This is a genomic window from Pseudoalteromonas phenolica (assembly GCF_001444405.1).
Taxonomy (GTDB): Bacteria; Pseudomonadota; Gammaproteobacteria; order Enterobacterales; family Alteromonadaceae; genus Pseudoalteromonas; species Pseudoalteromonas phenolica.
In genome coordinates this window covers 2,741,557-2,756,000 of the sequence record NZ_CP013187.1, presented here as the reverse complement: position 1 = coordinate 2,756,000, position 14,444 = coordinate 2,741,557, and the positions used below count along the sequence as shown (strand labels likewise).

The 14,444-nt window shown below is 42.4% G+C and carries 13 protein-coding genes; 5 read left to right on the top strand and 8 right to left on the bottom strand.

Features of this window, described 5'->3' with window-relative positions:
- Positions 1–143 precede the first annotated feature (143 nt).
- Together PP2015_RS12195 and PP2015_RS12190 are read left to right on the top strand one after the other, a co-directional pair.
- Complete coding sequence (locus PP2015_RS12195) at positions 144–323, top strand: hypothetical protein (protein ID WP_058030601.1); 180 nt, start codon at positions 144–146, stop codon at positions 321–323.
- 414 nt (positions 324–737) lie between these two features.
- A complete protein-coding gene (locus PP2015_RS12190) occupies positions 738–920 on the top strand; it encodes a hypothetical protein (RefSeq protein WP_058030600.1) in 183 nt (60 codons plus the stop codon).
- Positions 921–1,008: 88 nt separating this feature from the next.
- Here PP2015_RS12190 and PP2015_RS12185 read toward each other — a convergent pair whose 3' ends face one another.
- Positions 1,009–1,524: an NUDIX hydrolase gene (locus PP2015_RS12185; RefSeq protein ID WP_058030599.1), complete on the bottom strand. Its 516-nt coding sequence runs from the start codon at positions 1,522–1,524 to the stop codon at positions 1,009–1,011.
- Positions 1,525–1,651: 127 nt separating this feature from the next.
- The gene (locus PP2015_RS12180) at positions 1,652–2,704 is read right to left on the bottom strand and encodes an aldo/keto reductase (protein WP_058030598.1); all 1,053 of its coding nucleotides are present in this window, start codon (positions 2,702–2,704) and stop codon (positions 1,652–1,654) included.
- Between the two features lie 156 nt (positions 2,705–2,860).
- Between PP2015_RS12180 and dinB the strand changes: the two genes are divergently transcribed.
- Positions 2,861–3,922: a DNA polymerase IV gene (dinB, locus tag PP2015_RS12175; protein ID WP_058030597.1), complete on the top strand. Its 1,062-nt coding sequence runs from the start codon at positions 2,861–2,863 to the stop codon at positions 3,920–3,922.
- On the opposite strand, the gene PP2015_RS12170 is transcribed toward dinB, so the two are convergent.
- Together PP2015_RS12170 and PP2015_RS12160 are read right to left on the bottom strand one after the other, a co-directional pair.
- Positions 3,919–4,107 (bottom strand): hypothetical protein, encoded by a 189-nt coding sequence (locus PP2015_RS12170; protein WP_128724810.1) that lies wholly within the window; start codon positions 4,105–4,107, stop codon positions 3,919–3,921. The two genes, dinB and PP2015_RS12170, sit on opposite strands and share 4 nt — an antisense overlap.
- Before the next feature lie 524 nt (positions 4,108–4,631).
- The gene (locus PP2015_RS12160; protein ID WP_058030594.1) at positions 4,632–6,005 is read right to left on the bottom strand and encodes a dihydroorotase; all 1,374 of its coding nucleotides are present in this window, start codon (positions 6,003–6,005) and stop codon (positions 4,632–4,634) included.
- 308 nt (positions 6,006–6,313) lie between these two features.
- Between PP2015_RS12160 and PP2015_RS12155 the strand changes: the two genes are divergently transcribed.
- Both PP2015_RS12155 and PP2015_RS12150 read left to right on the top strand, forming a co-directional pair.
- A complete protein-coding gene (locus PP2015_RS12155; RefSeq protein ID WP_058030593.1) occupies positions 6,314–8,005 on the top strand; it encodes a carbon starvation CstA family protein in 1,692 nt (563 codons plus the stop codon).
- Between the two features lie 73 nt (positions 8,006–8,078).
- Positions 8,079–9,611: a M17 family metallopeptidase gene (locus tag PP2015_RS12150; RefSeq protein ID WP_058030592.1), complete on the top strand. Its 1,533-nt coding sequence runs from the start codon at positions 8,079–8,081 to the stop codon at positions 9,609–9,611.
- A 54-nt stretch (positions 9,612–9,665) separates the two neighbouring features.
- Here PP2015_RS12150 and PP2015_RS12145 read toward each other — a convergent pair whose 3' ends face one another.
- Genes PP2015_RS12145 through PP2015_RS12130 form a run of 4 tightly spaced genes read right to left on the bottom strand, consistent with a single transcriptional unit; the run spans position 9,666 to position 14,444 of the window.
- Positions 9,666–10,379: a DUF3379 family protein gene (locus tag PP2015_RS12145; protein ID WP_058030591.1), complete on the bottom strand. Its 714-nt coding sequence runs from the start codon at positions 10,377–10,379 to the stop codon at positions 9,666–9,668.
- On the bottom strand, positions 10,379–10,894 hold the full coding sequence (locus tag PP2015_RS12140) for a sigma-70 family RNA polymerase sigma factor (RefSeq protein WP_058030590.1): 516 nt from the start codon (positions 10,892–10,894) through the stop codon (positions 10,379–10,381). Before PP2015_RS12140 ends, PP2015_RS12145 begins: the two co-directional genes overlap by 1 nt.
- Positions 10,895–10,947: 53 nt before the next feature.
- Complete coding sequence (locus tag PP2015_RS12135) at positions 10,948–12,579, bottom strand: BatD family protein (protein WP_058030589.1); 1,632 nt, start codon at positions 12,577–12,579, stop codon at positions 10,948–10,950.
- Complete coding sequence (locus PP2015_RS12130) at positions 12,573–14,444, bottom strand: vWA domain-containing protein (protein ID WP_058030588.1); 1,872 nt, start codon at positions 14,442–14,444, stop codon at positions 12,573–12,575. Before PP2015_RS12130 ends, PP2015_RS12135 begins: the two co-directional genes overlap by 7 nt.

The following is a 14,444-nucleotide window of genomic DNA, read 5'->3' as shown; positions in this document are numbered from 1 at the left end:
TCAAAATGGTTGTTTAGTTTTTAATTCATTGAAGATGTTAATTACTTTTTTCTTTGTTGATTTTTTACTCTAAATTGTTAATGTCTAATTGTGCTCAGTTTAGTTGCGCACGTACTAATCATAACTTTTAAGGAAAAATAAACATGAAATTAAAACTACAGAAGAAGAAAATTAAAACGCTTTCTCCAAATTCACAATCTTTACCTATTGCACAAACAAACCAAGTTGCTGGCGGTACATCGGTTGGCAGTGTTGATTATACAAATGGAGCTGTGTGTGACTGGCTGTTTAGTAATGGTGGCGCAGTAATGTGTAAATCATAACAAGTTACCATAATAGCCGAGGCTGTTTGTTCTCGGCTTAATAAGAGCAACATGATTAACCACTTTTGAAATAATTAAATCCCCCTTAATTTTCTCCAACAAAAGAATCTTTCTAACTGCTTTGTATCAAAAGACTGCCCAGAAAAGATTTATCGCAATTTTTCCTAAAAATAGGTTAATAAACATTTATGTTGAATGTATAAGCCTTTAATTTGTTGAGGTTTTTAATTGACAATTCATCTTCAAATGTCATTTTAAAAAAATGATTTTTTGTTAGTTTGAGGTTAAACAAAAGTTATTTGTGCTTGATATGGCGAAAGAGTGAGTGTGAAAGTTGACAATAATGCTGTTTTTTTGCACATTAAATTGGTTGGTTAATTAATAGCCAGCTGATAAATATAAGGAAAATTAAAAATGAAATTATCATTGAATAAAAAGTCGATTAAGCAGTTGTCAAAAAGCAGTAGTTTGCCAGCAAAAATGACACCTCAAGTTGCTGGTGGCGTTCAGGATTCTTTAGTGTGTAACTCTAATGGTGTTTGTTGGACATTTAGAGGTAAACCCCACTGCGAAATCTGGGACGATGAAAGCTTTTAAATAATACCAAATTAGGTGTAGCCATTAGTGGGTACACCTATATGAAAAATAATTATTTTATTTATAAATCAGTATAGCTAAACTGCATTTAGCAGTCCTTATCGAGCAGCTCAAACCTAATTTTTTCTAACAAAAATATCTCTCTCTGAATAGATAGGCCTTTCTTCTCGCTTTGTGCCAAAGTTTGTTTGTTGTGTGCAATGGCCTCATCAATATTTACCCAAACAGGGCGCATGCCGTTCGCCACTTCGTAGTGTTCCATTTGTGGTTTATCAAACTCTCCGCAGATCTCACACACATAACAATCTGACACGATATGCACATAGTCGAAATCGTCTTTGTACCAAGCACGAATTTCTTCAAATCGGCCAAATGCACTGCATTGGGTAATGCTTTTAACGCCGGTTTCTTCTTGTAGTTCGCGGAGTAAAGCCTCTTCAATGGCTTCGTTTTCATCAACGCCACCACCGGGTAGTGTGTAATCGTCATAACGCTCAGTGAAGAGTAATAGGGTGTCGCTGCCTTTTAAAACAATGGCGCGTGCGGTATGACGAGTGAAGATTGAACCTTCAGGTTTGCTAGGTGGTGTGTTGAGTAACTGCATCGAAAAACTGACCTCTAAAATTTCGGTTGCCAGTATAACGATTAGAATGTGTGATTACAGCTTTTGAGATAATATTTGGAATTACAAAAGGGCTCAGCAAGAGCCCTTTAAATAATCTACATTTGGGTTAAAAAGGTGCGGGGTAGCGACTGAATATGTCAGCCACATCATTTAATGCTTCCTCAGAAAGAGGCATATTAAATGCGGCGATGTTCTCTTTTAATTGACTCATATTGGTTGCGCCAATAATGGTTGATGTCACGCCTTTTACTTGGTCGCACCATGCAAGGGCTAATTGTGCAGGCGTAATATTCAGCTTTTTCGCTAAAGTAACGTATTCGGCTGTGGCAAGGCCTGCTTGTTCAGTGTCTCTAAATAAGCCTTGGCGCTGAACAAGTGTCCAGCGGCTGCCCTCAGGACGAGCACCGTTTAAATATTTTCCTGTCAGCATACCTGCAGCTAGCGGTGACCAAGGTAAATAAGCTATGTCTTCATGCCAGCAGTTTTCAATTAAGTATGGCCAGTCTTTGGCATGCAATAAGCTGAATTCATTTTGAATTGATACAGGTTTTACTAAGTTATGCTGCTCAGCAAGGCGCAAATAGGTGTTTATGCCCCATGTTGTGTCGTCTGATAAACCCCAATGACGGATTTTGCCCGCTTTAATACTCTTTGTTAATGCTTCAATAATGGCTTCCATACTGGCGATTTCAGCTTGCGTATCGACATCTACAAAGTTGTGGCCATTAGGTTTGTGCTGTGCAAAATGCGGAGATTGACGATTTGGCCAATGCAATTGGTATAGGTCGATATAATCGGTATTTAACCTTTCCAAAGAATCATCAATGGCCTTGTAAATGGCGTCGGGCGTTATAGGTCCGCCATTTCTTACCCAGCTCAAGCCCGGGCCTGCAATTTTGGTAGCAATCACCACTTTCTCACGCTTCTCTTTATGGCGTGCAAGCCAATTACCAATTATGGTCTCAGTTTTACCATAGGTTTCTGGTGAAGGTGGAACTGCATACATTTCAGCAGTATCAATAAAGTTGACGCCTTGACTGAGGGCATAATTGATTTGTTCATCGGCATCATGCTGATTGTTTTGCAATCCCCATGTCATGCTACCGAGACAAATACGTGATACATCAATTTGACTACTGCCTAAACGACTAAATTGCATGTGCGCTCCTTGAGTTATCAGCTCAGTGTAAAATAAAAAGCTGAGATTCGATTTTTTATTAAGTAGTTAGTGTAGTTGATCTTAAAGCGCAGTAACAGTTGCAATAAAAGCAGAAATTGCGCCATAATAACTGTGTTTATATACAGTGCTTCATATATGCGTAAATTTATCCACATAGACATGGACTGCTTTTATGCCGCAGTCGAGATGAGGGACAATCCTGAGTTGGCTAAAGTGCCAATGGCGATTGGCGGCAATAGCAACCGTGGGGTTTTGGCGACATCAAACTATATTGCTCGTGAATATGGAGTACGCGCTGCTATGTCTAATTATCAGGCAAAAAAGCTGTGCCCGCATTTACGCATCGTGCCGGGGAGAATGTCGCTTTATAAAGAAATTTCGCAGCAGATCAGAGCCATTTTTGCCCGTTATACTGATTTAATTGAACCCTTGTCCTTAGATGAAGCTTACCTTGATGTGACGGACTGCACCCAATGCAAAGGCAGCGCAACTTTAATTGCTCAACAAATTCGTGATGAAATCTTCAAAGAAACGGGTTTAACTGCCTCAGCTGGGGTGGCGCCGATTAAGTTTTTGGCGAAAATTGCCAGCGATGAAAATAAACCAAACGGCCAATTTGTGATCACCCCAGATAAAGTGGATGCATTTATTGAAGATCTACCACTTAAAAAAATCCCCGGCGTAGGTAAAGTGACAATGCAAAAATTGCTTGCCCATGGCTTTGAGTTTGGTCGCGATATCAAAAATGCCGATGAAACATTATTAAAACAAAAGTTCGGCAAACTAGGCGACATGTTATGGCGTCGTTGTCATGGTATTGATGAGCGCCGCGTTGAAACTGACAGGGTGCGTAAGTCAGTGGGGGTTGAAACCACTTTTGAAAAAGATACTGCTGATATTGATGTATTGAAAATGCGTATTATCAAACAATTATTACCCGAGCTAAAAATTCGAGCCAGTAAATATCTAGACGAGCAACACATCATAAAATTGGGAGTTAAAGTGAAATATTTCGACTTTCAACTTGTTAGTAAAGAATGCCAGTTTGATAAGTTAGACAGTGCTTTATTTTGCCAATTATTAACGGATTTACTTGAACGGAATCAAGGTCACAAAGCCGTTCGATTGATTGGCATTCAGGTGGGGTTATCGGCTAAAGAAACAAGCCATAACCAAATGCACTTATTTTCTAGTTAGCTGCAGCTACTATGATAAAAACCGTTGTCGTGTTGAATTATCATGTAGGTTAAAGCTGTACCCTCGTTGTCATGGTACCAGCTAAACTCTATTTCTAGACCGCTAACAATAAATGTGCGGCTGATCTCTATGGCATCTTTAAAGCCATCTACTGCTTTTCCTAAAATTGCTTCTATGTCTTCCACTCTTGTGTCTTCATCAAAATAAAAAGTGTGTTCGCGGAAAAAAATGCCACTAGTGTATGAGTTATACCAATCATCAATAATACTCAATCAATTTTAGGGACTAAAACTGACGCTAGCTTCGTTAAAAATTTCTTATTTAGAACAACTAAATAGCAAAATTTTAGCCTTGCTATCGACCAGTTTTCCTTGCCTAAAAATAGACCGCTTAATTAAGAGGGTTGGTATTAAAAGCATGAAAGTCATCAGCAAAATTTAAAAATAGGCGGGTAAAATTATTGTCTTCTAGGGTGAGAGAATAGCCGCTGTTAAAGCATTTTCTGTACTCTGTTTTATTGGGCTCTCCTTTATTTTTTGTTAGGGCCAGTGCGCCGAATAAGTGAACATCCAGGTAAAATTTCATATTAGTTTAAATGTGATTTGGCTTTGGTTAGTTTAAACAGGTGAGTGGCGTGAAGCAAAAAAATTGCCGCCAAGGATAATATCAGCTTTGGCGGCAATAGTTAGGTTTTTAAAAAACGAATACCTTAAGCATTTTTTACGTAAATGCGCTCTTCCCATGGCAGGAGCTCTAGTTGTTCCCCTTTTTTACTGGTATCAAATTCGCCGTTATCAAATACCTTATGGCCGTTCACATAAGTTTGTTTCACTTGCGCTTTAAAAGTTTGGCCTTCAACTGGACTCCAACCACATTTATATAAGATATTGTCTTTAGACACAGTCCAAGGCGAGTCCATATCTACAAGTGTAAAATCGGCTTTATAGCCTGGACGAATATAGCCTCGATCTTTAAAACCATAAAGCAGTGCAGGGTTATGACACATCTTTTCAACTATCTTTTCAAGAGTAAGATAACCTTGTAGATGAAGCTCAATCATGGCAACCAATGAGTGCTGCACAAATGGGCCGCCCGACATTGCTTTGAAGTACGTATTTTGTTTTTCTTCTAAAGTATGTGGTGCATGATCAGTGGTAATGATATCGATGCGGTCATCGTTAATCGCAGCAATAAGCCCTAAACGGTCTTGCTCGGTTTTGATGGCTGGGTTCCACTTAATTAAGGTTCCTTTTTCTTCGTAGTCGCTGTCGCTAAACCACAAATGATGCACACTGGCTTCAGTTGTGATGCGCTTTTCTTCAAGTGGAATATCATTGTGGAACATCGCCGCTTCTTTCGCTGTGGTCAGGTGTAAAACGTGTAAACGTGCATTGTGCTTCGTGGCTAAGCGAATTGCACGTTCGGTTGCTTTAACACAGGCTTCTTCTGAGCGAATAATAGGGTGAAATTTAACAGGCACATCTTCGCCATATTCAGCTTTAAACTTTTGCTCGTTCTCGTGAATGATGCCTTCGATTTCAGCATGGATAGCAATGATGTTCTTACTCTTTGAAAAAATCTTATCTAAGGTTTCTTCACTGTCAGCAAGCAGGTTTCCTGGGCCTGCGAAGTATAAGCCGTCATCAGATAAACAAGAGTAGCCAGTAGTATCAGTGTCTAGTAGCGCGTCAACATTATCGTTATTCAGGCCCATATAAAAGTCATAATTCGCCAGAGATTTGGTTGCAGCCAGTGCGTTTTTAGCTTGCCAAACTTCATGGTTTAATACGTTTGGACGAGAGTTTGGCATATCAATATAGGAAGTAACACCACCTGCTACAGCGGCTTTTGACTCGCTTTCCATATCGGCTTTGTGTGTTACACCTGGATCTCTAAAGTGAACTTGACCGTCAATCACACCGGGTATTAAGTACTTACCCTTCGCATCAATAATGAGTGCATCGGTGTATTCAGGCATGGTCTCACCAATGTAAATAAAACGGTCTTGCTCAATAGCTACGCTGCCGTTGAATGTTTTTCCTTCATTAATAATCACAGCATTTGTGATGATAGTAATCGCCATAATATTTCACTTTTCTTGGTAGTAATCGTTGATAAGAAAGCGAGTAGCTCTCTGTATACTTTGGTTTGATAGTTTTGTTATATCGTAACATTTTAATTTGTATCTATCTTCAATGAATAAGGTTTTTTAAGCGCTAATGAACAACTTCACTCTGACGTAAAAGTTGTTACTCCCTTGAATGATTAATTCAATGTTTGAAATACAATAACCCTATAACTTATGGGGTGACTAAAATCTTAATTTGAAATTGTAAATTTCGTGTTAAGGTGAAGTGAGCGTATAACTAAAACTGAGAAAAGGAGTATCTGATGCAGTCTATTCTGATTGTATTATTTGGTATTGCCGGCATGCTATTTGGCTGGTTTGTCTACTCTAAGTTCATCGCCACTAAGATTTTTAAAATGGACGATAACTTTGTTACCCCAGCCCACGAGCTTAACGATGGGGTTGATTATGTGCCAACCAATAAACTGGTACTTTGGGGGCATCACTTTACCTCTGTGGCAGGGGCCGCCCCGATTGTTGGGCCTGCGATTGCAGTATACTGGGGGTGGGTACCAGCCGTACTTTGGGTCGTATTTGGTACGATTTTCTTTGCAGGTGTGCATGATATGGGTGCACTTTGGGCCAGTACGCGCCATAAAGGTAAGTCAATGGGCGCACTATCTGAAAGCGTGATAGGTAAACGTACACGCGTATTGTTCATGATAGTAGTGTTCTTATTACTGCTTATGGTAAACGCGGTATTTGGTGTGGTTATTGCCAACTCATTAGTTGCAAACCCGAGTGCAGTCGTGCCTGCTTGGGCGGCCATTGTAGTCGCACTCATTATCGGCCAGTTATTAAAGCGTCAGATCCCGCTTATTCCATTGTGCGTGATTGGTGTTGCAGTACTTTATGCAACGATTTTTATGGGTGCAGAAATGCCGGTGTCATTACCAACAGAAATGTTTGGCTTAACTGACAAAGCGAACTGGATAGTGATTTTATTTATCTATGCAGCGGTTGCCTCACTGCTGCCAGTTTGGATGCTATTACAGCCACGTGACTTTATTAATGGTATGCAGCTATTAGTGGGTTTAGTGTTACTTTATGGCGCCGTATTTGTGGTGATGCCAGATATCACCGCGCCTGCATTCAATACACAAACTGCCATTGATACGCCGAGTATAATTCCGCTGTTGTTTGTCACCATCGCGTGTGGTGCCGTATCTGGCTTCCACGGCATTGTGTCCTCGGGTACGAGTTCTAAACAGCTTGATAAAGAAACAGATGGCCGATTTGTTGGTTACTTAGGCGCGGTAGGTGAAGGGTGTTTAGCACTGATCACGTTAGTTGCGGTTAGTGGTGTGATGTTGGCCGTGTCACCAGAAGAGTGGCACGAAATTTATAGCCATTTGGGGGCGGGAAGTGTGAGCGCCTTTATTACGGGTGGTTCAAATCTTATCAGTGAAGGGTGGGGCTTTTCAGCTGAAATTGCAGCGACTTTACTGGCAGTAATGGTGGTGTTATTTGCGGGCACGACTATGGATTCGGGCGTACGTTTGCAGCGATATATCATCCAAGAGTGGGGCGATATTTATAACATTGGTGTGCTTAAGAATGGCTTAGTCGCAACCTTTGTTGCGGTAGCATGTTGTTTATTGCTTGCATTTGGTGCTGGTGGCGCATCGGGTACAGGCGGTATGGTGTTATGGCCGCTATTTGGCTCGACTAACCAGATCTTAGCAAGCCTAACTTTACTCGTGCTGTCTGTGTACTTAATCAAACTAGGTCGACCAGCTAAATATACGCTTATTCCTATGGTCTTTGTGATCTTGATGGCTTTCTTCGCGGGCTTAATTAAGCTGGTAGAATACTACGAGAAAGGTAACTGGCTGTTGGTGGTTTTAGACTTAATTGTGTTAGTAGTCAGTGTCTTGGTGATGCTTGAAGCCTGGTCAGTGATAGGCAAGCACAAGCAGAATAAAACCAGTGGTGAAGGCGAAATTGAGAATTAATCGCAGTTTATAGCTTTACAGCTTTATTTATCCGATAATTGGCCCTAATTGAATAACAATAAGGGCCTTTTTTATGTCTTTTCCTCTCGCGATTGCTTTTAACGGTAATCTTCCAACTGACGCAGATGCTGTCATTGTGATCACCGGCAATGTTGAAGATTTAGGTCAAGCAGAACTAAATGACATTGTTGCACCTGCACTGGCAATTGATGCACGCATCAAACAAAAAGCATCATTACTATTTGCAGAGAACTTACCGGGCAAACGTCTTATTGTGGCACCAACAGGGCCATTAACGCGTGACTATGATGACGTACGTCGTATCTTCGAAGCAGCTAAAAGCGCTATCACCGAAGCCAAAGCGGCTGGTGTTACTCAGCCTGTGTTACAGCTTGCCTCTATTGCTGATGATGCGCGTTACTCACAAGCTTTAGAAGTTGCATTCTTAGGCATGTGCCAAGCGTTATGGCAGCCTCTTGAAGCAAGAGAATACCATGGTAAGAGCATTGAGCCGGTTAAGCAGGTATTTTTAGCCGGTGCTAGCGAAGAGCAAGTTAAGCAGTTAAATGCCATTGCAGCAGGCCAATATGCGGCAAGAGATTTATGTGGTACTGAGCCAGAGCGTATGGCACCACCTAAATTTGCTGATTACTGTGTTGAGCTGTTAAAAGACTCAGTGGTCGATGTTGAAGTGATCGACAGCATTGACACAATCAACAAAGACTACCCAATGCTTGCGACCGTTGCGCGCGCCTCTTATGCGGTAGAGCGCCATCATCCTCGTGTTGTGAAAATGACCTATGAGCCTAAAGGTAACGTTGAAAGAACCTTACTGTTCGTAGGTAAAGGCTTAGTGTATGACACAGGTGGTGCAGACCTTAAAGTCGGTGGTTTCATGGCAGGTATGAGCCGTGACAAAGGCGGTGCTGCATCGGTGGCAGGCTTCATGAAAGCAGTAGCTGATTATCAACCTAAAGGCGTTAAAGTAATCGCTTATTTAGCAGTGGTTCGTAACTCAATTGGCTCTGATTGTTTCGTACCAGATGAAATCATCACGTGTCGTGAAGGGTTACGCGTTCGCATCGGTAACACAGATGCAGAAGGCCGTCTGGCAATGGGTGATCTACTGAGTGAAGTGAAAGACCTTGCGAAGAATGAAGTAAATCCTGAGTTATTTACGGTGGCAACATTAACCGGTCACGCTGCTCGTGCTGTGGGTCCTTACAGTGCGTACGTTGAGAATGGTCCTGCACGTGCAGCGAATGTATCTCGCCAGATTGCTGACTTAGGTGACTTATGGGCAGATGCAGCCGAAGTAAATCGTAGCCGTCGAGAAGACTATGACTTCGTTCAGCCACGCACGCTAGCCGATGATGTACTTTCAAGTAACAATGCGCCATCAGCGGTTACAGCACGTGGTCACCAATTCCCAATGGCGTTCTTAGCGCTAGTGGGTGGTCTAGACAAGCACGGCTTAGACTCAGAGCAACCATTACCTTATGTGCACATGGACATTGCAGGTTCTGGTGTTGAAGGCGGTGATTGGCAGCATGGCAAGCCAACGGCTGCAACAGTTGCGAGTTTATTTGCTAGATACTGTTTATAAGTTGATAAAAGTAAAAAGGCGCATTATGCGCCTTTTTTTGTTTTTGTATGAAGCCTATAACCAGCGGAGCGCTTGTTGTACGTCCTCTTGATAGTCGTTGACCGGTGAATTTCTGTCAGCAACCAAAATCATGTTGGCTTTATCTTCATTTGAGATCACACCTGCAAAACGCGCATCATTAAAATCACCCAGTTGCTTGTCTTGAATGTCACCTGAGTGCGGTACAACAAACACGGTGATAGGACCGTGATCTGACTGGAATATTAGGTGTAAACTGCGCTGCCCTTTAAAATGGCAAAAAGTCGCATAGGTTACTTTGCCAGGTAAGGACTCAAATTTCCCTCCTAACATGGCAAGCTTCTCGTTGACCGCTTGTAGGCCAACCTCTTTGTCGCGCTCTAGCGCTTTTACTTCATAATAAACATGCGCCAATGCATGTTCACCAGCCTGAAGGTCATTTGAACCGCCCACACTTAAGAAGTATAAGCTGACTGCTAACGTGATTGATGCTGCGGTGGCAAAAGGTTTGTTAAAACGGCCAAACCAGCCCTGCGTCACATTACTTGCAGGCGCCTCTTTGGTTTGCGTCATCAGCTTTTCAGTGAGATCTGGTGGCACAGGTATATCAAGTGCTAGGTTTATTTTGTCGTCTAACAACAACAGCTCATCTAACAGCTTTTGATGTTCAGGGTTTTGCTGTGCAAACGCAATGACTTCTGGATCGTTGGGATCGGCAAATGCGCGACGACGAAATTCTAATTCATCCATCAGTTTGTGGCCCCCGTCATGGTCTGTGGTTGAGACATCAATGCCTCTTTCAATTGGTTGCGTGCGCGATAAAGACGCGTCATTACAGTGTTCTTGTTCAGCTCTAAAATCTCAGCTATTTCATCACCAGAACACCCCATGACAACTTGCAAAAGTAACGGCTCTCTATATTCAATCGAGAGCTGACTTATTTGTCTTTGGATCACCGTTTGTTCCATCTCTGAATCTAATGTGGTGCTTTGGTTATCGACTATGGTGTCGTTGTCGACGTCGGCATAATCGAATTGTTTACGTTCAAATCGTCTCGCATTTTCGCGACGTACTATGGTTAATAACCAAGGTTTTACCGCTTTCTCATCTTGTAAAGAATCTAAAGCTCGCCACGCACGCAAAAACGTCTCTTGTACTAAGTCTTCTGCTACAGTCGGATCTTTGCTAAGCCAGTAGGCAAAGCGATAAAGCTCCGTCTGATACTGCTTAACCAACTCTTCGTAGCGTTGTTGTTTTTTGGTCATACCCAATAGACCTTAGTAAGTAAGTTTTTCTTACACACTTTTCATAAAAATTTTCAGTACAGAGGTTGTAGCGAGCTACGTTTCTGATCTGCTTGGTTTTTCTCAATTTGAGATATGAGCTTAGCAATTTTCTCAAGATTTGCAGAAGCCGTCCCTTCACTATAAAGGGCTGCTTGTAAGTTTACAATTTCTGCTTTTAGCTCAGCGTTATCTAACTCCTTTAGCCACTGGCTAAAAGAGGTTGTAGTGAGCTCAGTAGTAACAAACTCACTTAATAACTGATAAAAGCGCGTTTTATCGTTCGCTTTAGCCGCTTGTGTTAGCAAGCTCAAACTCATTCTTGGTTTAAATGTGTCATTGGTTTGAGTTTCAATCGCTGGTTTTTTTCGACCGATAAAACCAAGCCAAACAAAAATCAAAGTGAAAATCCAAAGCACATAGCCCGATATCAAAATGCCCCAATCAAGCAATGTCTTTTCAACGGGAACTTCAACAATCGTTGGCTCGATTGCCTGTTGATTTTGCGATGGTGCTGTCATGTTTGGTATAGCCGGAGCAGTTTGATTCGGATCAGCAATAACGGTCAGTGTACGAGCTGGCAAGGTCGCATATTGCACACGTTTAATCACTGTATTGAACCAAGGCAGTTTTACTTCAGGTAGGGTGTAAGTGCCTGGTGTTTGTGGCACCAGTGCATACGAGCTGACAAGTTGTGAGATCACTCGACCATCACGTGCAAGTTGGTTACGCTCGCTCTCATCAGGGTAGCTTCTAAAGCCATCAACTTCTGGCAGGCGAATTTCAGGCAACTGCTCTTTGGTTACGCCTAAAGCGGTCAGGGTGATAGTACGCGTGATGGGTGTACCAACTACTACTTCATCAGAGATGGGCTGAAACTCTTCACTTAAATTGACTAATTCACTGGGTAACCATGCGCCATTGTAGGTTTCAGGTACGGGTTGCACGTCAATTGTTTCAGCTTTGCCCATGGCAGAGACCGACATCCGGCGATAATTCTCTCTAACTTGACCATTAAAAATGGGCGGCTCGATAGTATATTCACCACTTTTTTGAGGTTGAAGTAGATACTCTCGGCTAATGACCATATAACGGCGACCATCAACTACTTCATAGTCTTCTTTTTGCTTACCAAGAAGTGTGACTTGCGCGTCTTCCATAGCGGGCGCTGACAGTTGCCCGTCTAATAGGTCTTTACCTAAATAAAGTTTAACCGTGTAAAGGCCTGCTTGTTGAACAAACAACTTACTTGGCTTTAATTCGGTTTTGATAAAGATGTCTTTTTGTTCATCGGCATCGTTACTACGTGCAACTACTTTTAATTTGATTGGGTCGCTACTTTTACCAGAAACAGTAAAAGCTGGAATCGTAATGTCGCCCGCTTTACGAGACATGAGCTGCATTTGCCAAGTGGTTTCACTACTCGCCTGACCATTGATGATGCGGGTACTTGAGCCGGTATTGATTGGGCCCATTACAAATTGTCTCGCTAAAGCGCTGGTATCTGGCTGCTGGCCTGATACACGACCATCCGCTGAAATAGTTAGTGTAAAATATTCACCCACTAAAACAGGGTTTCTGTCGACCGATGCGGTTAACTTGTCAAAAGCGACGCTCGCTGTGCTAAACAGTAAAAATACACAGGCAATATAAAAACGGGTTACCATGATTGTTTAGATCCTCCAAGGCGACGTTGTTGGGCTCTTTTTTGGGCCTCTAAGCGCATTTTGTTTCGTAATAGAATGGCAGGGTCATCAGGTACTTTCCTGAGTAACTGGTTTAACTGCTGCGCTTTTTCTTTTTCTTCAGGGGTCATTGGCTTAGCTTGAGCTGATTGCATCATTTGCTGCTGACCTTGTTGTTCATTATTTTCAGTGGCTTGTTGCGGCTGAGGTTGGGCTTGTTGCTCAGATTGCTCGCCGTCTTTTTGCTCGGTTTGATCTTGCTGCTGTTGTGCGTCGGCTTGCATATCAGGCTTGTTTTGCTGACCCGAGTTTTGTTGTTCGGCATCTTGATCTGATTGTTCGCCTTGTTGCTGGTCAGATTGCTCGCCAGACTCGCCTTGCTGCTGGTCTTGTTGACCTTGCTCAGACTTGTTTGATTGACCTTGTTGATCTGATTGCTCACCTGATTGCTGTTCTTGATCACTCTCTCCATCTTGAGATTGATTCTGTTGTTGCTGCTCTTGTTGTTGCTTCATTTGCTCTAACAGGGCCTTGTTTTCTTTGGCTTGGTCAAAGTCAGGGTTTTGCTTAAGTGCTTGCTCATAGGCGGCAATGGCTTCATCCAGTTTGCCAAGTTGGGCAAGGGCATTACCATAATTGTATTGACCAATCGCCGAGGGGCTGTTTTTCAATGCCGCAGCGGCTTGCTCATACTGACCTTGTTTGTAAAGTGCAGCACCTTTTAAATCAGTGTTATCAGCAGAAGCTGCTTTTTCAAACTCTTTAGATTGATATGCAGATAAGGCATTTTGGTCGGTATTTTTAAACCATGACTGCCAATCTGCAGCATAAACAGGTTGAGACAGAGGCAGCATAAAGAACATTGCACATAATACCAAGGCCGATTTACGCAGGAGTAATAATGCCAATGGGATCAATAAAATTAAGCCATATTTACCCGCATCAATGCGCCAAAGTATTTTGTTTTCCTCATCGTTTTGATCAGCTTCGTTGGTGCTTGCCGTTGGCGCAAATACTTGAATATCTTCAGCCCCAGGTGTGTAAGCCGAAAACTGACCACCACTGATAGCAGCAAGGTTTCTAAGGGGCGCCACATTCAACCTTGGAATGACTATTTCACCGCTACGACCTTTCATAAATCCGCCTTCAGGCAAGGCAATCGGCGCACCTTGCGCGGTGCCGATGGCATAGATGCTTAATGTAAACTTACTGCTTTGCATGGCTTCTCGAACTTCGTCGACATCACTTTGATCAAGCCCATCAGTAATTAAAATAATCTCGCCTTGTATGTACCCCGCTTGAGACAACAGTTGCATAGCTTGGTCGATACCTGCATACACATTTGAGCCTTTGCTAGGCATAATCTCTGGGCTAAGGCTTGGAATTAAATTACTTAATGTACTGGCGTCAGAAGTCAGTGGAGATACGGTAAACGCATCACCTGCGTAGGCAACCAATGCGGTTTCGCCTTCTTTAAATAGCTCGACCATATCGAGTGCTTTAAAACGCGCTTGGGTGAGTCGGTCTGGTTTAATGTCGGTTGAGAACATCGAATAAGACATGTCCATGACAACCACTCGCGCTTGTTTTGACTTAAATACCGGCACTTCTTGTTTTTCAAAACTGGGGCCTGCAATAAAAATAATGCATAGCAAAGTAAATAGCGCCAGCAGCCATGGGTTTGCTTGTTTGCTTGCTTTACCTTCGGTTAGCATTGCATGGGCTAAATGCGGCGCAATTAATCCAGATTTATTGTTACGGCTTTTATTGAGCACTTGTACCGTGGTTAAAATGGCCCAAGGGATAATCAAAAGTAACAGTAGGGGTCTTAAAAATTCAAATTCCAT

Coding starts and splice junctions, on each gene's coding strand:
- PP2015_RS12130 (WP_058030588.1), bottom strand. CDS start 14,444: ATGGAATTTGAATTTTTAAGACCCCTACTGTTACTTTTGATTATCCCT.
- PP2015_RS12190 (WP_058030600.1), top strand. CDS start 738: ATGAAATTATCATTGAATAAAAAGTCGATTAAGCAGTTGTCAAAAAGC.
- PP2015_RS12160 (WP_058030594.1), bottom strand. CDS start 6,005: ATGGCGATTACTATCATCACAAATGCTGTGATTATTAATGAAGGAAAA.
- PP2015_RS12195 (WP_058030601.1), top strand. CDS start 144: ATGAAATTAAAACTACAGAAGAAGAAAATTAAAACGCTTTCTCCAAAT.
- PP2015_RS12155 (WP_058030593.1), top strand. CDS start 6,314: ATGCAGTCTATTCTGATTGTATTATTTGGTATTGCCGGCATGCTATTT.
- PP2015_RS12150 (WP_058030592.1), top strand. CDS start 8,079: ATGTCTTTTCCTCTCGCGATTGCTTTTAACGGTAATCTTCCAACTGAC.
- PP2015_RS12135 (WP_058030589.1), bottom strand. CDS start 12,579: ATGGTAACCCGTTTTTATATTGCCTGTGTATTTTTACTGTTTAGCACA.
- PP2015_RS12185 (WP_058030599.1), bottom strand. CDS start 1,524: ATGCAGTTACTCAACACACCACCTAGCAAACCTGAAGGTTCAATCTTC.
- dinB (WP_058030597.1), top strand. CDS start 2,861: ATGCGTAAATTTATCCACATAGACATGGACTGCTTTTATGCCGCAGTC.
- PP2015_RS12140 (WP_058030590.1), bottom strand. CDS start 10,894: ATGACCAAAAAACAACAACGCTACGAAGAGTTGGTTAAGCAGTATCAG.
- PP2015_RS12180 (WP_058030598.1), bottom strand. CDS start 2,704: ATGCAATTTAGTCGTTTAGGCAGTAGTCAAATTGATGTATCACGTATT.
- PP2015_RS12145 (WP_058030591.1), bottom strand. CDS start 10,379: ATGGATGAATTAGAATTTCGTCGTCGCGCATTTGCCGATCCCAACGAT.